The following is an 18,661-nucleotide window of genomic DNA, read 5'->3' as shown; positions in this document are numbered from 1 at the left end:
GAGGCGACCGGACGCCTCCCCCCTCCCGCTCTCCCCCGCCTCACCCCTCGGCGGGCGACCTCCCGGTCGTGACCGGCGGGACCGCCCCGGCGGGACGCGCGGGACCGTCGTCCGCCGGGACGGGCGGGCGCGCCTCGAACTGCACCTCCGCCGCTCCCAGCAGGCCGGCCGGACGCCATCGCAGCATCAGGATCAGCGCGACGCCGAGGGCCGCGAAGGAGATCCCGCTCGGCGCGTGGACGTCGACGCCGGCGACCGACACGCCGCTCTCGACCCGGCGCAGCAGCTCGTTGAGCACGGTGACCACGGCGGTGCCGAGCAGCGCCCCGCTGATGCCCCCGATGCCGCCCACGATCGCCATGGCGACCACCAGGACGAGCTGCGGGATGTAGAACGACCCCGGTGAGAAGGCGGTGAGCAGCTGGGCGTAGAGCGCTCCGGCGACGCCGGTGATGAACGCCGACAGCACGAACGCCCACAGGCGGGCGCGCAGGACCGACACCCCGGCCGCCTCGGCGGCGGCGGGCTGGTCCCGGACGGCGCGGGCCCGCAGGCCCGCCCCCGACCACTTGAACCACGCGCTCAGCGCCACCATCGCGGCGAGGCTGATGTAGACCCCGGCGAACGTGGTGTTCTCCGGCACGCTGAACAGCGACTGCGGGCCGCGCGTCAGCGGGGTCGCCTGGGCGAGCACGTTGCTGACGATGATCAGCAGGCCGAGGGTGGCGATGGAGGCGGCCGCGCCCGACAGGCGCATCAGCGCGGGCCCGGTGAGCAGCGCGAGGAGCGCGGCGGCGCCGCCCCCGATCAGCAGCGCGGGGACGAAGCCCACCGCGAACCCCGCGAGCGGGCCCGGCAGGTCGGGCAGGGTGATCTCCTTGTCGAGCACCGGCATCGCCGCGATCCCGCCCGCGTACGCGCCGACGGCCATGAACGCGACATGGCCGAACGAGACGATGCCGGTGTTGCCGACGAACACCTGGAACCCGATCACCAGGATCGCGTTGATGCCGAAGAGCAGGACGATCTCCGCCATCGTCGGGGCCATGAACAGCAGGCCCCCGAGCAGCGTCACCACGCCGGCGGCCAGCAGCGCGCCGGCCGTCGCGCCGAGGCGGCCGAGGAGACCGGGTGGGCTGTCAGTGCGCAACGCGAGCCTGAGCATCATGCTGCCTCCGTTCTGGCACCGCTGAGCCCGCCGGGGCGCAGCACGAGTAGGGCGATGACGACCGCGAACACGATCGCCTGCGCGTAGGTGATCGCGCCCGAGGGGAGGACGACGTTCATGGCGACCTCGATGCCGCCGAGGGCCAGCCCGCCGAGCATGGCGCCGGAGGTGCGGCCGAGGCCGCCGAGGACGATCGCGATGAACGCCTTCAGCGTGGGCTCCATGTCGGAGCGCGGCGTCACCGCGCCGACCTTGGTGAACCAGAGCAGCCCGACGATCCCGGCGATCGCGCCGCTGATCGCGAAGGCGATCATCAGGACGCGGTCGGGCCGGATGCCCATCAGGCGGGCGGTCCGCGGCGACTCGGCGGCGGCGCGCAGCTGGGCGCCGAACGGGGTGCGGTGGAGCAGCCCGTAGAACGCCGCGACGACGACGGCGCCGCTGGCGATCGTGACCACCTGCAGCACGGGGACGCGCAGCCCGCCGGCCGCGATGACGCCCGTCAGGAAGTCCGGGGCGTTCAGCACCCGTGGCTTCTCACCGAAGATCAGGATCGCGACGTACTGGATGATCAGGAGCACGCCGAACGAGGTGATGAGCAGGGTGATCGGCGGCGCGCCGATGAAGGGCCGGAACGCGACCCGTCCCATCGCCATCGACAGCGCGGTGACGAACAGGACGCACAGCGGCACGACCAGGGCGAACGGCAGCCCGGCGTCGACCAGGACGCAGGCCGCGTAGCCCGCCCACACCAGCAGCAGCCCGTAGGCGAAGTTGATCAGGTTCATGACGCTGAACACCAGCGTCAGGCCGAGGGCGAGCAGGGCGTAGGTGGAGCCGACGCTCAGCGCGTCGAGCACGTGCTGGACGAACGCGGTCATCGCTGCTCGGCCCCCTTCAGCCCGAAGTACGCCTCGATGAGCAGCTCGTCGGCCTTCATCTCCTCGGCGTCGCCGTCCAGGACCTTCTCGCCGAGCTTCAGGCAGCAGGCGCGGTCGACGAAGTCGAGGGCGCGCCGGGACGACTCCTCCACCACGATCAGGCTCTGGCCCGCCTCGCGGAGCCTCCGGAGCACGGTGTACACCTCGTTTCCCATCTTCGGCGCGAGGCCCAGGCAGGGCTCGTCCAGGACGAGCAGCTTCGGCGCGGCCATCAGCGCCCGCCCGATCGCCAGCATCTGCTGCTGGCCGCCGGACAGGTCGCAGCCCCGGGCCGTCCGCCGCTCGGCGAGGACGGGGAAGGACGCGTAGACCTGGTCGAGGACGTCGCGCTCGTGCCGGCGCCGCTCGGCGGTCGACATCCGCCGCCGCAGGCAGGTGCCGCCGATCAGCAGGTTCTCCTCGATCGACAGGGTCGCGAAGATGCCGCGGCCCTCGGGCGCGAGCGCGATCCCGAGGCCGGCGCGCTCCTCGGCGGGCATGCCGGTGACGTCCGCGCCGTCGAACCGGACCGTGCCCTCCCAGGGCGCGAGCAGCCCGGAGATCACCTTCATCAGCGTCGACTTGCCCGCCCCGTTCGCGCCGAGCACGGCCACGGCCTCGCCCGGCGCGACGGTCAGGGACACGCCCTTGAGCACCTTGGTCGCGTCGTAGCCGACCACGAGGTCGGAGACCTGGAGCAGCGGTTCCGCGGTCATTGCGCCCCCAGGTACGCCGCGACGACGCGGGGCTGCTCGAAGGCCTCCCGCGGCTCGCCCTCGAAGATGACGGTGCCCTCGTCGAGCACCTGGACCCGGTCGCTGATGCCGAGGACGAGGTTCATGTCGTGGTCGATGACCAGGACGCCGCAGCCCCGCTCGGTGCGGATCAGGTGGATCAGGTCCTTCAGCTCGGCGGTCTCCCCGTCGTTCAGCCCGGCGGCGGGCTCGTCGAGGAGCAGCACCCGCGGGTTCCCGGCGAGCGCCCGCGCGATCTCCACCCGGCGCTGCGTCCCGTAGGAGAGGGTGGAGACGATCTCGCGGGCGACGTGCTCCAGGCGCAGGTCGCGCAGCAGGCCCTCCACGTCGTCCTTCGGGGTCTCCGCCGGCGCCGCCCCGCCGTCGCGGGACGGGCCGCCGGACGGGCCCCTCGGGGAGGCGTTGCGGCCCACGAGCACGTTCTCCCGCACCGTCAGGTCGCCGAACAGCTTGAGGTTCTGGAACGTCCTGGCGATCCCGCTCCTGGCGCGGCGTGCGCGGGACGCGCGGGTGACGTCGCGGCCGCGCAGCCGGATCTCGCCCTCGTCGATGCGGAGCGCGCCCGAGACGCAGTTGACCAGCGTGGTCTTGCCGGAGCCGTTCGGCCCGATCAGGCCGAGCACCTCGCCGGCCGCGAGCGTGAGGTCGGCGCCGGCCAGCGCGGTGAGTCCGGAGAACCGCTTGACCGCGCCGGTCACCCGCAGGAGCGGCTCCCCCGTGCCGGGGCCGGCGGCCGCCGGGGCGGGCGGGGCGCTCACGCGGCCCCGCTTCGCAGCGAGGTCGCGTTGTAGGCGGTCACGGAGGTGAACCTGCCGCCTTCGAGCCCGACGATGGTCGGGCTCCAGACCGCGTACCCGTCCTTCCACTGGTCGAGGGTGCCGCCGGGGACCTTGAGGCCGCGCTGCTCGCGGATCGCCTTGGCCGCCGACGCGGCGTCGGTGACGTCCTTGCGTTGCAGGGCCGTGTCGATGGCGAGGAAGGTCTGGTAGGCGCCGGGGGCGTTGGCCTGCTCGGGGAAGTGCCCGAACATCTTCTCGTAGGTCTTGGCGAAGGTGGCGATGGCCGGGTCGGTCTTCGGGTCGGTGCCCGCGCCGTCGAAGTAGACCTGGGCGGCGTAGTAGATGTCGTCGGCGCGGCCCGCCCCGACGAGCTTCGGCAGCTCGCGGGTCTGGAGGGTGATGTTGCCGAGCACCGGGGTGTCGACCCCGGCGGCGCGCAGCTGCTTGACGAAGGTGCCCACCGCCGGGAAGACCGCGAGGGCCTGAACGACGTCGGGGCGGGCGGCCTTGATCTTGGAGATGGTGGAGCTGAAGTCGGACTGGCCGCCGAGCGAGTCGACCCGGTCGACGCCGCCCACCTTGCCGCCGCCGCCCTCGTAGAGCCTGCGGTAGGCGGCGTCCTGCTCGGTGAAGTAGGCGAGCCCGGGGTCGAGCACCTGGAAGGTGGACGTCCACTTGCGGTCCAGCGCGTACCTGGCCTGCCCCAGCCCGAGTTCGGTGGTGGTGATGCCGCCGCTGAAGAAGCGGTCGCCGACGGCCTTGCCGAAGACGGTCGAGGACGCGGCGAGCGACAGCGTCAGCAGCCCCTCCCGCTGCCCGATGCGGGCGGCGGCGACGCCGGTGTCGAAGTCGTCGGCGACGACGAGGATCTGGGCGCCCTTGGTGATCAGCGAGCGCGCGACCTGCGCGGCGATCGCGGGGTCGGACTTGGTGTCGCCGGCGATGGTCTGGATCTTGCAGCCCTTGACGCCGCCCCGGGCGTTGATCTCCTGGACGGCGACCTCCAGCCCGCGCTTCCCGGCGACGTCGAAGAACGAGGCGAACCCGCTGTCGGCCTTGGCGATCCCGACCAGGATCCTGCCGTCCCGGCAGGCGAGCGAGCCCGAGCCGCCGCTCCTGCCGCCCGAGGCGGCGCCGCTGGAGCAGGCCACCGCCCCGGCCAGCGTCGCTCCGGCGGCCACCAGAACCGGCCAGCGGCGCTTCATGATGTGTGGGTGCGGCATGGCACCTCCAAGGTCAATCGACATGCGTGCACATGTTCGCGAAGTGAACTTACGCTAACCCGCCGGTTTTGCCCGGTCAAGGCCGTGGAGTCTTTGACATTTACGCAGGAAGAACGGTCAGCATCGACGATCGGCGAAGCCTCAACACCGTCGAAGTGTTCGCCATACGGTCGGCCATTCATTTTGAAGATGCGAACGGCCGTGCTCGGCGCGCGGCGGGGAGCGCGCGGTGCGGCCCGGCCCGCCCGCCGGGGACGGCCGGGTGCCCGCGCCATCTCAGCTCCGCCCGCCCTGGGACGGCCCGTCCAGGCCCAGGGCCGCGCGTAGTTCGGCGACCCGTTCGCGGGCCGCCGCGGCGTCACCGGGCGGAAGCCAGAAGACGCACCGGTGCGCCCCCGCCTCCCTGTAGCGGGCGACGTCGGCCGGGTCGCAGCCGTAGACGGTCACCGGCGCGTCCGCCCAGCCGGCGGCGCGCGCCCGCCCGCGGAACTCGGCGATGCGGTCCGGCAGGTCGGGCGCCGGCTCGGGCAGCCACTCCGTCCCGTAGTCGAGGATCCGGTCCAGCACGGTCGGGCCGCTGCCGCCGACGAGGATCGGCACCGGCGACTGGACGGGCTTCGGCCACGACTGGATGCGGTCGAACGACACGTGCGGCCCCGAGTGGGAGGCCACGTCCTCGGCCCAGATCGTCCGCATCGCCTTGATCCGGTCGGCCAGCACCGACAGGCGCCGCCGCGGATCGGTGCCGTGGTTCAGCAGCTCCTCGCGGTTCCAGCCCGCCGCCACGCCGAACAGGAACCGCCCGCCCGACAGCCGGTCGAGCGTGGCGACCTCCTTCGCCGTGGTGATCGGATCGCGCTGCGAGACCAGGCAGATGCCGGTGCCGATCCGCAACGTGCGGGTCGCGCACGCGGCGGCCGTGAGCGCGATGAACGGGTCGAGGGTCCGCGCGTACTCGGGCGGGACGTCGCCGCCCTCGGGCTTGAAGTGCGCCGTGCGCTCGACCGGCATGTGCGTGTGCTCCGGGAAGAACAGCGACTCGAACCCGCCGTCCTCGGCGAGCCGGGCGAGCTCCGCCGGTGTCAGGCCCTGATCCGTCGCGAAGACGGCGAGACCGAACTTCATCGAGAACTCTCCTGAGGGAAGGGTCCAGCGCCCGCACGGCGCACGTGGTGCGCCGTGCGGGCCGCCGAAGGCCGGGGTGGGCGGGCGGCGCCGGCACGGCGGACGTGCCCGGCGCGGCCCGTGGGCCTCCCGGCCGATCCGGGAGGCCGCGGTTCAGATGTCGAGACCGGCGGCGAGCCCGTCGCTCTCCAGGCGCTCGCGCGCCGCCGTCAGGAAGCGCGCCGCGTCGGCGCCGTCGATCACCCGGTGGTCGTAGGTGAGGGCGAGGTGGAGCATCGACCGCACCACCACCACGTCGCCGAGCGCCGGATGCGCCACGGCCACGGGCCGCCGCACGACCGCGCCCGCGCCGAGGACCGCGACCTGCGGTTGCGCGATGACCGCCGTGGAGAACAGCGCGCCCCCGGCGCCCTGGTCGTCCAGCGTGAACGTGGCGGCGCTCAGGTCCTCGGGGCCGAGCCGCCCGTCCCGCGCCCGCTCGGTGAGGTCGGCGATCGCGCGGGCCAGCCCGGCGAGGTTGAGGTCCCCCGCGTCCCGGACGACCGGCGCCACCGGGCCCCGCTCGGTGTCGACCTTGATCGCGAGGTGCGCGCCGTCCGGATGGACGACCGCCTTGCGGTCCGGGTCGACGCGCGCGCCGAGGACCGGGTACGCCCGGAGCGCGCCCAGCGCCGCGAGCGCGAGGAACGGCCGCAGCGTCAACTCGACGCCCTCACGCGCCCGGAAGGACGCGGCGGCGGCCTCGCACGCCCGGACGGCCCCGGTGACGTCGACCTCCACGACGGTGGTCAGGTGCGCGCTGGTGCGCATCGACTCCATCAGCCCGGCGGCGAAGGCCCGGCGGGCGGGCGAGAGCTCCTCGACCGTCCGCCCGTGTGTTTCCACGGCGGCGGGGGCGGGCGGTGCGGGCGCCGGCCGCGGCGGACGTGCGGCCCTCAGCACGTCGCCCCTCCGGATCCGGTCGCCGTCCTTGGCCGGGCGCAGCGCCGCGATGTCCACGCCGTGCTCGCGCGCGAGCCCGCGGACGAAGGGCGTCACGAACGCCCCGGACGCCGCCCGCCCCCGCCGTACGCCGCCGTTGTGGACGGCCGCGGCCTGGACGGCACCGGCCGCGACCGGCTGCGGAGCCGGTGGCGGGGTGGGTGCGGGAGGCGGGGTGGGAACCGGTGGCGGTGCGGGTGCCGCCGCCGGGCGCTCGGCCTCGGTGATCGTCGCTATCGGGGTACCGGTGTCGACCGTCTCGTCCTCCTGGACGAGGATCGCCTGGAGGATCCCCGACGCGGGCGCGGGGATCTCCGTGTCGACCTTGTCGGTGGACACCTCCAGCAGGGGTTCGTCGGCCTCGACGTACTCGCCGACCTGCTTCAGCCAGCGGGTGACGGTGCCCTCGGTGACGCTCTCACCGAGTTGCGGCATGGTGACGGGGACGTCCATGCGCGGAGCCCTCTCTCAAGAAGCCTGGGAAGGCGGTCGAGCGGACGCGGGCTCCGCGCGCAACAGCGCCGTGGCCGCCTCGTCGATGGACAGGTCCTCGCGCAGCGCGACGCCGTAGACGTCCCGCGCGCGCCGGGGGCTGATCCAGCCCTCCCGCACGTCCTCCTGGACGCGGGCGGGATCCCGGTCCACCGCCGGCCCGTACCCGCCGCCACCGGCGGTGATCGACACGATGCGCTCGCCGTCCGCGAGCTCGACCAGGCCCTGCGAGGACAGCTCGGTCAGCTCGCCCGAGCGGTCGCGGCGCAGGTGCCGGGTCAGGCCGCCCGCGCCGCCGCCGCGCACGCCGAGCGCCGGGTGGACGGCGCCGTCGGACCCGTAGGCCACGGTCATGGACGTGCCCACCGGCCCGTACTCGACCTCGGCCGACGGGGCGCCGCGGAACCGGCCCGCGCCCTCGGTGTCGGAGACCAGCCGCTGGCGGCTCACCCGGATGGGGTGCGTCATCTCCGCGATCTCCACGCTGTCGCGGCGCAGCATCCCCGCGCAGCCCACATGGAAGATCGTCAGCCAGGCGTCCGACCACGGGGTGGCGGCGCCGCCGGTCACCGCGAGGAAGATCTGGTTGACGAACGGCCGCCCGCCCGACCTCGGATCGACGCCCGACACGACCGCGGCGGCCGCCGGGATGACGGCGCCGCACTCGGCGAGCCCGATGCCCTCGGCCAGCTCGGCCATGCCGCGCTGGACGGCGTTGGTCACCCGGTCGGCCAGGTTCGTCGTCGCCGCCGAGCAGCTGTGCGGATGCCGCGGGACGCCCACGGCGCAGCCGTCCCGCAGCCGGACCCGGACGCGGCGCAGGCTCCCGGCGTTCGGCGGGACGCCCTCGCCGATGGAGTTGAAGACGCCGATCAGCGCCGCCGTGGCGGCCGTCGACTCGGTGAGGTTGAGGCCGTTCGGCAGGCAGTCGACGTTCTCGGTGAGATCGACCTCGATCTCCTCCCGCTCCGGGCGGACCTCAACGCCGATCTTGATGTCGAGGCCGTCGGGGATGCCCGGAAAGGGGTCGTGCCTGGTGGACAGGCTCAGCCGCCCGGCGGGCAGCTCCGCGATCGCGGCGCGCATCCGGCCCTCGCTGTAGGCGAGCCACTCGTCCACGAACTCCTGGAGGACGTCCCAGCCGAGCTCGTCGCCGAGTTCGAGGACGCGGCGCTCGCCGAGGCGCACCGCGCCGATCAGCGCGAGGTAGTCGCCCCACCACTGGTCGGGGACCCGGACGCGGAGCCGCAGCATGCGGAGGATGTCGTCGTTGTCCTGGTAGTCGGTCTGGACGCGGCAGGCGTCGAACAGGAGGGTGCCCTCCTCGTAGACGTCGCGGGCGTCCGTCATGTAGGTCGTCGGCTTGGAGTTGCCGCAGTCGGCCTGGTGGGCCTTCGCGAGGACCGAGAAGCGGTGGACACCCGCGTCGTCGACGACCGGCACCAGCATGGCGTGGTCGGCCGCGTGGGAGTTGCCGTTGTAGGGCGAGTTGTGCAGGTAGGCGTCGCCGCGCCGCATCTCGGGGTGGAAGCGCAGCACCGCCCGCGAGATCAGGTCGGGGCCGCTCATCATGTGGATGGGCAGGCTCTCCGCCCCCATCACCAGCTCGTGGTCGGCGCTGACGATGCAGCACGAGAAGTCGTGGGCGCTGTTGAGCACCCCCGACCGGCTGGAGCGGAAGACCGTGTTCATCATGGCCTCCACGACCACGTTCAGGCGGTTGCTGATCACCGCCATGCGCACGCCGTCCATCGTCACTTCCCCCCTCGTCCGGTGGCGGCGCCCCCGGCCGGGACGGCGGCCGCGGCCGCTCCCGTCCCGGGGACGACGTGGATGGTGCCGCTGGGGCGGCGGGTGAACACGGCGCCGTCGTCGATGACGATGGTCGTGGTCGCCGACTCGACGATCGCGGGCCCGCGCAGCTCCGCGCCGACCGGCACCGCTTCCAGCCGCCAGACCTCGGCGGCGACGGTGCCGACGCCCGGCAGGTAGATGTCACGTTCCAAACGCGTACCGTCACCGGTCCCCGCCTCGGGCAGGACGGGCTCGGTGATGCGGCAGCGCGCCCGGACGTGCCAGCTCTCGAACTCGATCGGCGAGCCGGGGTCGTCGACGGCGAACGCGTCCCGGTGGACCTCGTGGAACGCCTTCTTCAGCCGTTCGAGCCCCTCGGCGTCCAGCGCCCCCTCCGCACCCATCTGCACCTCCAGCTCCCAGACCTGGCTGGGGTAGCGCGCCTCGGCGGAGAACTCGACGGACGCCTCGACGGCGCCGGCGCCGGGTCCGGCGATGAACGCGCGGGCCCGGTCCGCGAGGTCGGCGAGCACCGCGTTGACACCCGCGAAGTCGAACGCCTCGGTGGTGGTGCGGAACGTCGTCTCGAAGCCGCGCGACAGCTCGGAGATCAGCGCGCCCGCCGCGCTCAGCGCCGGTCCCATGATCGGGACGATGACCTCGCGGCAGCCGAGCCGCCGCGCGATCGCGACGGTGTTGAACCCGGCGGCGCCGCCGCCCCCGACGAGGACGGCCTGCGCCGGGTCCACGCCCTTCTGGCCGCTGATCTCCTCGATGGCGCCGACCATCCGCTCGGTGGCGAGCCGGTGGACGGCGCCCGCCGCCTCCAGCAGGTCCAGCCCGAGGGGCTCGGCGATCTGGGTCCTGATCGCCTCGCGCGCCGCCTCGATGTCGAGCGCGGACCGGCCGCCGAGGAAGTAGCCGGGGTCCAGGTAGCCGAGGACGAGGCACGCGTCGGTCATCGTCGGGCGGGTGCCGCCCCGCCCGTAGCAGACGGGCCCGGGGTCGGCGCCCGCGCTCTGCGGCCCGACGTGCAGGAGCCCGCCCCGGTCCACCCACGCGATGCTGCCGCCGCCGGCGCCGACGCTGCGCACGTCCACCGACGGGAAGCCGGTCATGTGGCCGCGGAACGGCTCGCCGATCCAGGACTCGCGCGTCCAGGGGATCCGGCCGTCGCGGACGACGCTGACGTCGTAGCTGGTCCCGCCGGTGTCGGCGACGATCGCCATCGGCGCCGTCGTGTCGAGGCCGGCGAAGAACCGCCCGGCGACCGGGGCCATCGCCGGGCCGGAGTTCAGCGAGTGGATCGGGGAGGCCGCTACGTCCCCGGCGTCCAGCGCGCCCCCGGCGGAGGTGACCATGAGGACCCGGCCGCCGAAGCCCGCGTCCCGCAGCCGCCCCTGGAGCCCGCTGATGTAGGCGGTCATCAGCGGCTTGAGCGAGGCGTCGATCGCGGTCGCCGAGGCCCGGCGGTACTCGCGGACGCAGGGGTTGAGCCGGTGCGAGAGCGTCACCGGGACGTCCGGCAGCAGCTCGCGCAGCAGTTCGCCCACCCGCAGCTCGTGGACGGGGTTGGCGATGGACCACAGCAGGCACACCGCGACGGCCTCGACCCGCTCCCGGCGCAGCCGGGCGGCGAGGCCGGCCACGGCCTCCTCGTCGAGTTCCCTGACCACCTCCCCCTGCGCGCCGACGCGCTCGGGGACCTCGAAGGTCAGCGACCGCGGGACGTAGGGCTCGGGGTAGGGCTGCCGCTGGTTGAAGATGTCGCGCCTGCCGCCCTCGCGCAGCAGCAGGATGTCGGGATGGCCCTCGGTGGTGAGGAACGCCGTCCGCGCGACCTTCCTGGTCAGGACGGCGTTCAGCCCGCGCGTGGTGCCGTGGACGAGCATCGTGCCCCGCTCCAGCAGCTCCCGCCGCGCGCAGCCCCGCTCGGCGGCGGCGACCTCGAAGGCGTCGAGGATGCCCTGGACGGGGTCGGCGGGCACGGTGGAGCTCTTGTGGACGCTCAGGTGGCCTTCGTCCTCGATGACGAGGTCGGTGAAAGTGCCACCGGTGTCGACTGCAAACCTCATGAAGACGTTCCTGCTCTCAAGGTCGCCGCGGCGACGGTCGGTACTGGCGACGGTCGGGGGGCGAGGGGTCAGTAGGCCGCGAGCCCGCGGAGTTCACCGGCGATGCGCTCGGCGGTGGGCACGATCTCGTCCTCCAGCGCGTGCCCGTACGGGATGGGGACGCGCTCGGTGCCGACGCGGACGACGGGGCCGTCGAGGCTCTCGAAGCAGTGCTCCCCGGCCCACGCGGCGACCTCGCCGCCCCAGCCGCAGAACTCGACGGCCTCGTACACGACGGCGAGCTTGCCCGTCCGCCGCAGGGACGCCTCGATCGAGGCGGTGTCCAGGGGCCACAGGTAGCGCAGGTCGATCACCTCGCATCCGACGCCCTCGGCGGCGAGCCGATCGGCCGCCTGGAGGCTGCGCTCGACCATCCGGCCGGCCGACACGATCGTGATGTCGTCGCCGGCGCGCACGACGCTCGCGCCGAAACCGTCCGGCCCGGTACGCGCATCGATGTCCCCTGACGTGCGGAAATAGAGGTTCTTGCTCTCCAAGAAAATCACGGGATCGTCCGAACGTATAGCGTGCCGGAGCATCCAGTAGGCGTCCGAGGGGTTGCTCGGCATCGCGACGACCAGCCCCGGGACGTGCGCGAAGAGGCTCTCCAGGCTCTGCGAGTGCTGCGGCCCGTGGTTGGTGCCGCCGCCGCCCGGCATGCGGATCGTCAGCGGCACGCTGAACTGGCCGTTGCTCATGTAGCGGATCTTCGCGCCGAGGTTGATGATCTGGTCGAGGGCCAGCAGGACGAAGTCCGAGAACATGATCTCGACGACCGGCCGCATGCCCTCGGCGGCGGCGCCGATCGCGAACCCCACGACCCCGGCCTCGGAGATCGGGGAGTCCAGCACGCGGTCCTCACCGAACCGCTCCAGGAGCCCCTGCGTGACCGTGAAGACCCCGCCGAGCGCGCCGACCTCCTCCCCCATGACCACGACGGTCTCGTCGGCCGCCATCTCGTCCTCCAGGGCGCCGCGCACCGCTTCGGCGTACTTGACCTCACGCATGGTTCTGCAGCTCCGGGGAGGTGTAGACGTAGGATTTCGCCGCGGCCGCGGGCGGGCGCCCCGCCGCTTCGGCGCGGGCCAGCGCGGCCTGGACGTCGGCGGCCACCGCGGCGTCGATCTGGGCGACCCGGTTGCCGGGGAACGCCTCCAGCCGGGCGCGCAGGTTGGCCATCGGGTCGTTGAGCGCCAGCCAGTCCCGCCCGGCCGTCTTGGGCCGGTACCGGTAGTCGGGGTCGGAGAGGCTGTGCGGCCGGACGCGGTACACCCCGCATTCGAGGAAGGCCGGGACCCCGGCCCGCACCCGCGCGACCATCTCCTTCGCCGTCCGGGCGACGGCGACCACGTCCCGGCCGTCCACGTAGCGCGCGTGGATCCCCGTCCCCTCGGCGATGCGGGCGATGCCGCCCGGCGCCCCGAACAGGCGGTCGGACGGCATCGAGTGCGCGAGCCCGTTGTTCTCGCAGACGATCAGGCACGGGCTCTCCCAGAACCGGGCGAGCAGCAGGGTCTCGTGGGTGACGCCCTGCGCGAACCCGCCGTCGCCGATGAAGGCCACCGCGATGTCGTCGCCGCCCCGGCGGCGGCGCGCCCAGGCCGCGCCCGCCGCCCACGGCAGGCCGCCCGCGACGATGGCGTTCTCGCCGAGGAACCCGCTCCGGCGGTCGTGCAGGTGCATCGATCCGCCGCGCCCGCCGCTGACGCCGGAGGTCCGGCCGAAGAGCTCGGCGAAGACGCCCTCCATGGTCACGCCCTTGGCGAGCGCGTGGCCGTGCCCCCGGTGGGTGCTCGTGACCATGTCGCCCTCGCGCAGCGCGGCGCACACGCCGACCGCCGCCGCCTCCTGCCCGAGCGAGGAGTGGAACGACCCGGACATGCGTCCGAGCCGGTGCATCTTCTCGATCTCCAGCTCGACGGAGCGCACGATCGACATGCCGCGGTAGAGCGCGTGCGCCTCGGTCAGATCGGCCTCGCCGATCGGGAGGCCGGTGAAGGTGTCATCCGGCCTGTGCGGACTCGCCGCTGTCTGCGTCATCGAAGCTCACTTCACCGAAACGGGTGGGATTGCAGGTCGTGCCAGGCGGCCGCGACGGGCAGGTCCTTGACGGTCCTGAGGCCCGGGGCCGCCTGGAGCACCCCGGGGATGCTGTTCACCAGCTGCGCGGACGTCGCGGGGATCGCGTCCATGCCCGGCGACAGCGTGAGGTTGACCGGGTGGAGGCCCTCGACGCTGATGGAGTCGACGGTCTCGAACCCGGCGCTCCGCGGCCGCAGGTGCAGGACGAGGTCCAGCCGGACGAACAGCTGCCCGCCGACGTGCCCGGTCGCCCGCTGCCGGAAGCCCTCGGTGCGCCCGGCGGGCACGTGGCCGTACCGGGTCGGGGCCGCGGTCTGCGCCACGAACGGCTCGAACCGCTCGGTGACCGGGCCGTCCAGCAGCAGCCCGAGCCGCTCGCAGACCAGCTCGATCGACTCGGGGAACCCGACGTGCCCGGCGATGGTGCCGGCCTGGTGGCCCTCCTCGAACTCCTCGGGCGTGTACCCGATGCCGAGGCGGCGGTGGATGTTCTCCCCGAAGCCGGACACGTCCACGGCGCGGTGCCCCCGGATCGCCCGGACGTCCCATGACACGCCCGTCGCGGCGGCGAGCAGCGAGTCGAACAGGAAGCCGGGGTTCACCCCGGTGCCGAGGACGGTCGCGCCACCCTCGCGCGCCGCCGCGTCGATCCGCGCCGCGACGGGGGCGTGCCGCGTGAACGGGAAGGCCAGCTCCTCGCAGGGCGAGACCACGTCCACCCCCGCCTGGGCGCAGGCCACGACGTCGTCCTCGGTGTCGCGCAGGAACGAGCCCGTCGCGTAGAGCATGATCTCGGGACCGGCCGCCAGCACGTCGGCGAGGTCGCCGACGACGACGGGCCCGCCCCGCGCGGCCGAGCCCACCACCTCGTGCAGGGGACGGCCGACGGCGTCCGGTTCCTTGGTCGCCGCACCGACGATCTCGAACCCCGTCCGATGCTCCAGCAGAAGACGGGCGGCCGCGCCGCCGATGCTGCCGAGGCCGCACAGGCCGATCCGGACCGGAGGACGGTTCATCACGCCTCCCTTGCACGATTAGCGAACATGAGTACGTATTATGAGCACTCAGCGCGGAGTGTCAAGAGCTGGACGCCCCCTCCCCCGCTTCGGGTCTTCGCTGGCAGATGGCACATCAGCAGCGCGTAGGCGCGGGCAAGATCGTCCGGGGCACTATCCCGATTCTCCCGGACTAGGCTATGTTCACTATCCGTGCATCCGACCGCATAAGGTCGGATGTCGGGACCCACGAGAGGATCAGGGAGCCGGAATGGCAGAACCACGCGCGGTCACCGTGCCCAGCGACGGCGACCGGCTGAGCGGATTGCTCTACGTGCCGGACGCACCCGGCCCCCATCCCGCCGTCGTCCTGGCGGGGGGATGGTGCTACGTCAAGGAAGTGGCCCAGCCGCTGTTCGCGGAGGTCTTCGCCGAGGCGGGCATCGCCGCGCTCGTCGTCGACTACCGCCACTTCGGCGACAGCACCGGCACCCCGCGCCGCCACATCGACCCCTGGCGGCAGATCGAGGACTACCGCAACGCGATCTCCTACCTCCAGGGGCGCGACGACATCGACGCCGACCGGATCGGCGCCTGGGGCATCTCCTACAGCGGCGGGCACGTCCTCATCCTCGGCGCCGTCGACCCGCGCGTCCGCGCCGTCTGCTCGGTCGTCCCCGTCATCGACGGGTGGGACAACCTCCGCCTCTCGCACGGCACGGTGAGCTTCCGCGCCCTGCGCGCCGCCCTCGCCGAGGCCCGCGCCCGCCTGTTCGAGACGGGCGAGCACACCTACATCGACCACCAGCCCGTCGCGCTGGGGGCCGTCGGCACCTTCCCCTTCCCCGCGAGCCGCGACACCTTCGCGCGCATCAAGGCGACCGAGGCCCCCGGCTACGTCGGCGACGCGACGGCCCAGTCGACCGAGATGCTGCTCGCCTACAGCGTGCGCCCCTTTCTCAGCCGCCTCGTCGCCACGCCGACCCTCATGTGCGTGGCCGAGGGCGACGACCACACCCACTGGGACCTCGCGGCCGAGGCGTTCGACGCGATACCCGGCCCCCGCAAGAAGTTCCACGTCGTCCCCCGCTCCACCCACCTGACCCTCTACGAGGACGTGGAGGTCCGCCGCCAGACGGCGACGGTGGCGGCGGCCTGGTTCACCGACCACCTCTGAGACCCGGTCATCGGGGCCGGGTGGCGGTGGCGGTGACCCATGCCTGGGCGAACATCGCGGCGGGTCCGGCGGCCCAGTCACGGAGCCGGCGGGCATGAGCGGTCTGTCCCGCGTCGTCGAGTTGGACCGCGAGGTAGCCGGCGATGCGGGACGGGTCGTCGTAGCGTTCGTAGTGGGCGTCCAGGCGGCATTGCCCGAATCCCGCCTCGGTCAGATACCGGCCGAGCTCGCGGCCGACGAAGGGGTCTCCGCCGTTGGCCCGCTGGAGGCGCGTGTAGGCGCCGACGGCGTCGTCGGCGGGCGGGGCCAGCAGGAAGCCGCCCCAGTCGGGGCTGCACAGACCGACCGTCCCGCCGGGACGCAGCACCCGCCGGATCTCGGCCAGGGCCCGGTCCGGGCGGGCGAGGTGCTCCATCAGGGCGTGGGAGAAGACGCGGTCGACCGATCGGTCCTCCAGCGGGATGTCGTAGCAGGAGCCCTCCCGGAACTCGATGTTGGTGAGGCCGCGGAGCCGGGCGAGGGCGCGTGCGCCGGAGAGCTGGGCGGCCTGCCGGTCGAGCCCGAGCACGCGTCCGGGTGCGACGGCGGCGGCCAGGTCGGCGGTGATGGTGCCGGGCCCGCACCCCAGGTCCAGCAGGGTCGTTCCCGGGGCCAGGTGCGGGAGGAAGAAGCGCGCGTGCGTCGCGGCCGTCCTGGCGGCCATGAAGCCGATGGCGGAGGTGTCGTGGCCCGGTGTGTAGCGCTCGGTTCCGCCGTTCATCGTGCGACCGCCGCCCCCGCGCGCTTGTCGACCAGACCCGAGCAGGCGGCGAGGGCGAGCCCGGTGGCGGCCAGCACCGCGCCGACGGCGTTGGGGCCGGTGTAGCCGAACCCGGCCCTGATCGCCGTGCCGCCCAGGAACGCGCCGAGCGCGTTGGCGATGTTGAACGCCGACATGTTCAGCGCGGAGGCGAGGGCGGGCGCGCCCGCGGCCTTGTCCAGGACGCGCATCTGCAGCGCCGGGACGGTCGCGAATCCGAACAGCCCCAGCAGGAACAGGGTGCAGGCCGCCGGGACCCTGCTGTGCGCGGTCACCACGAACAGGCTCAGCACGACGGTCAGCCCGGCCAGGAACACGTACAGGCTGGGCATGAGGCGCCGTCCCACGTAGCGGCCCGACACGAGGTTCCCGGTGGCCATGCCCAGCCCGAAGGCGACCAGCAGCGCCGTCATGCTGGACGCGCCGAACCCGGCGACCGCGGTCATCATCGGCGCGACGTAGGTGAAGGAGGCGAACACGCCGCCGAAGCCCGCCGTCGTCACCGCCATCGCGAGCCAGACCTGGGGCCGCCGCAGCGTCGCCAGCTCCGAACGCAGCCCCGCCTCGTCCTCGGGCCGCAGCCCGCGCGGGACCAGCGCCGCGGTGCCGGCCATCGACAGCGCGCCCAGCGCCGCGATCACCCAGAACGCGGCCCGCCAGCCCGCCACCTGCCCCAGCCACGTCACCAGCGGCACTCCGGCCACGTTCGCCATGGTGAACCCGCCGAACATCACCGACATCGCGCCGGCCCGCCGCTCCGGCGGGACGAGCTGCGCCGCGACCACCGACCCGACCCCGAACAGCGCCCCCTGCGGCACGCCCGCGACCACCCTGGCCACCAGCAGCACGCCGTAGCCGGACGCGACCGCCGACAGGACGCTGCTCGCCGCCAGCAGCCCCGCGACGACCAGCAGGGTCGTGCGGCGCGGCAGCCTGGCCGAGGCCGCGGTGAGCAGCGGCGCGCCGACGATCACACCGGCGGCGTAGCCGGTGATCAGGCCCCCCGCGGCCGGGATCGACACCCCGACCCCGTGGGCGACCTGCGGCAGCAGGCCCATGATGGCGAACTCCGAGGTCCCCACCCCGAACGCCGTGACGGCCAGGGCCAACAAAGCCAACGGCATGGCGCCGCACTCCTCAACTCCCGGGAAAGAACGGTGTCCAGCCTGGTCGGCGGGCCGCGGGCGGCGTGAGTGGCTGAAACGACAATGTGGGATAGATTTACGCCATGTTCCGTGTGGGAGTCCTGGTCACCGAGCACGTCCGCGTGTTCGACTACGCCGTGGCCACCGAGGTCTGGGGGCTCGACCGCACCGCCCGCGGCGTCCCGCCGTTCGAGCTGCGCATTTGCGGCCCCCAGGGCACGACGGTGCCGATGCAACCGGGGGTGACCTGCGTCCCCGACCATGGCCTGGACGGTCTGGACGAGTGCGACCTGGTCGTCGTTCCCGGGGTCCGGCACCCCACCGGGCCCGTCCACCCGGACGTGCCGGCCGCACTGCGCGCCGCCCACGCGCGCGGCGCCACCGTGGCGTCCCTGTGCTCCGGCGCGTTCCTGCTGGCCGCCGCCGGCCTGCTGGAAGGGCGCCGCGCCACCGCGCACTGGCTCGACGCCGACGAACTCGCCCGCCGCCACCCCGGGGTGACTGTGGACCCCAACGTCCTGTTCGTCGGGGACGGCGCCGTGTGGACCTCCGCGGGCGTGGCCGCGGGCATCGACCTGTGCCTGCACCTGGTCCGCCGCGACCACGGCGCCGCCGCGGCGGCCGAGATCGCCCGCACCATGGTCACCGCGCCGTTCCGGCCCGGCGGGCAGGCGCAGTTCATCGCCCGCCCCGTCCCGGCCCGCAGCGGACGGGACGACGCCCTCTCGGCGCTACGCGAACGCGTCCTCGACGACCTGGCGCACCCGTGGACCGTCCCCGAGATGGCGGGCCTCGCCCGCATGGCCGAGCGCAGCTTCACCCGCCGCTTCGTCCAGACGACCGGCGACACCCCGCTGCAATGGCTCCTGGCCCAGCGCGTCCTGGCGGCCCAGCACCTCCTGGAGGTCAGCGAGCTGCCCATCGCCGCCATCGCCCGCCGATGCGGCTTCGGCACCCCCCTCACCATGCGCCACCACTTCACCCGCCACGTCGGCCTGCCGCCCCGCGACTACCGCCGGGCGTTCGGCGCCACCGCCAGGGCATCCGAATGACCCTCATTCCCCTCCCGTATGGGGCCTGACGGCCGTTCGTCCCCTGTGTTCAAGTGGGTC

At 73.6% G+C, this 18,661-nt stretch carries 16 protein-coding genes; 2 read left to right on the top strand and 14 right to left on the bottom strand.

What is annotated here, in order from left to right; all coding sequences use genetic code 11:
• Positions 1–40 precede the first annotated feature (40 nt).
• From GNZ18_RS11625 to GNZ18_RS11570, 12 genes are all read right to left on the bottom strand, one after another.
• The gene (locus GNZ18_RS11625; RefSeq protein WP_156216338.1) at positions 41–1,168 is read right to left on the bottom strand and encodes a branched-chain amino acid ABC transporter permease; all 1,128 of its coding nucleotides are present in this window, start codon (positions 1,166–1,168) and stop codon (positions 41–43) included.
• Entirely contained in the window at positions 1,165–2,049 is an 885-nt protein-coding gene (locus tag GNZ18_RS11620; protein ID WP_156216337.1) for a branched-chain amino acid ABC transporter permease, read from the bottom strand. The genes GNZ18_RS11625 and GNZ18_RS11620 overlap by 4 nt, the downstream gene beginning before the upstream one ends.
• Positions 2,046–2,804, bottom strand: coding sequence for an ABC transporter ATP-binding protein (locus GNZ18_RS11615; RefSeq protein WP_156216336.1), 759 nt, complete (start codon positions 2,802–2,804; stop codon positions 2,046–2,048). Before GNZ18_RS11615 ends, GNZ18_RS11620 begins: the two co-directional genes overlap by 4 nt.
• Positions 2,801–3,601 (bottom strand): ABC transporter ATP-binding protein, encoded by an 801-nt coding sequence (locus tag GNZ18_RS11610; protein ID WP_216651248.1) that lies wholly within the window; start codon positions 3,599–3,601, stop codon positions 2,801–2,803. The genes GNZ18_RS11615 and GNZ18_RS11610 overlap by 4 nt, the downstream gene beginning before the upstream one ends.
• Complete coding sequence (locus GNZ18_RS11605) at positions 3,598–4,845, bottom strand: ABC transporter substrate-binding protein (protein WP_173390748.1); 1,248 nt, start codon at positions 4,843–4,845, stop codon at positions 3,598–3,600. Before GNZ18_RS11605 ends, GNZ18_RS11610 begins: the two co-directional genes overlap by 4 nt.
• A gap of 276 nt (positions 4,846–5,121) precedes the next feature.
• On the bottom strand, positions 5,122–5,970 hold the full coding sequence (locus tag GNZ18_RS11600; RefSeq protein ID WP_156216334.1) for an LLM class F420-dependent oxidoreductase: 849 nt from the start codon (positions 5,968–5,970) through the stop codon (positions 5,122–5,124).
• Positions 5,971–6,123: 153 nt separating this feature from the next.
• Complete coding sequence (locus GNZ18_RS11595) at positions 6,124–7,404, bottom strand: 2-oxo acid dehydrogenase subunit E2 (RefSeq protein WP_246249717.1); 1,281 nt, start codon at positions 7,402–7,404, stop codon at positions 6,124–6,126.
• A gap of 15 nt (positions 7,405–7,419) precedes the next feature.
• Positions 7,420–9,195 (bottom strand): hydantoinase B/oxoprolinase family protein, encoded by a 1,776-nt coding sequence (locus GNZ18_RS11590; protein WP_156216333.1) that lies wholly within the window; start codon positions 9,193–9,195, stop codon positions 7,420–7,422.
• A gap of 2 nt (positions 9,196–9,197) precedes the next feature.
• The gene (locus tag GNZ18_RS11585; RefSeq protein WP_156216332.1) at positions 9,198–11,312 is read right to left on the bottom strand and encodes a hydantoinase/oxoprolinase family protein; all 2,115 of its coding nucleotides are present in this window, start codon (positions 11,310–11,312) and stop codon (positions 9,198–9,200) included.
• Between the two features lie 68 nt (positions 11,313–11,380).
• Entirely contained in the window at positions 11,381–12,358 is a 978-nt protein-coding gene (locus tag GNZ18_RS11580) for an alpha-ketoacid dehydrogenase subunit beta (RefSeq protein ID WP_156216331.1), read from the bottom strand.
• Positions 12,351–13,391 carry a thiamine pyrophosphate-dependent dehydrogenase E1 component subunit alpha gene (locus GNZ18_RS11575; protein WP_156216330.1) on the bottom strand — a complete coding sequence of 347 codons (1,041 nt, stop codon included), beginning with the start codon at positions 13,389–13,391 and terminating at the stop codon, positions 12,351–12,353. Before GNZ18_RS11575 ends, GNZ18_RS11580 begins: the two co-directional genes overlap by 8 nt.
• 11 nt (positions 13,392–13,402) lie before the next feature.
• A complete protein-coding gene (locus GNZ18_RS11570; protein WP_156216329.1) occupies positions 13,403–14,449 on the bottom strand; it encodes an NAD(P)H-dependent amine dehydrogenase family protein in 1,047 nt (348 codons plus the stop codon).
• 250 nt (positions 14,450–14,699) lie between these two features.
• Here GNZ18_RS11570 and GNZ18_RS11565 point away from each other — a divergent pair, with 250 nt between their 5' ends.
• Positions 14,700–15,605: an alpha/beta hydrolase gene (locus GNZ18_RS11565; RefSeq protein WP_173390747.1), complete on the top strand. Its 906-nt coding sequence runs from the start codon at positions 14,700–14,702 to the stop codon at positions 15,603–15,605.
• A 7-nt stretch (positions 15,606–15,612) separates the two neighbouring features.
• On the opposite strand, the gene GNZ18_RS11560 is transcribed toward GNZ18_RS11565, so the two are convergent.
• Complete coding sequence (locus GNZ18_RS11560) at positions 15,613–16,365, bottom strand: methyltransferase domain-containing protein (protein WP_156216327.1); 753 nt, start codon at positions 16,363–16,365, stop codon at positions 15,613–15,615.
• Positions 16,362–17,528: an MFS transporter gene (locus GNZ18_RS11555; RefSeq protein WP_156216326.1), complete on the bottom strand. Its 1,167-nt coding sequence runs from the start codon at positions 17,526–17,528 to the stop codon at positions 16,362–16,364. The genes GNZ18_RS11560 and GNZ18_RS11555 overlap by 4 nt, the downstream gene beginning before the upstream one ends.
• 104 nt (positions 17,529–17,632) lie before the next feature.
• Between GNZ18_RS11555 and GNZ18_RS11550 the strand changes: the two genes are divergently transcribed.
• Entirely contained in the window at positions 17,633–18,601 is a 969-nt protein-coding gene (locus tag GNZ18_RS11550) for a GlxA family transcriptional regulator (protein WP_156216325.1), read from the top strand.
• The last annotated feature ends 60 nt before the right edge of the window (positions 18,602–18,661 follow it).

It is taken from the genome of Actinomadura litoris, assembly GCF_009733595.1.
GTDB lineage: Bacteria > Actinomycetota > Actinomycetes > Streptosporangiales > Streptosporangiaceae > Spirillospora > Spirillospora litoris.
This window is presented reverse-complemented; position numbering and strand designations above follow the sequence as displayed.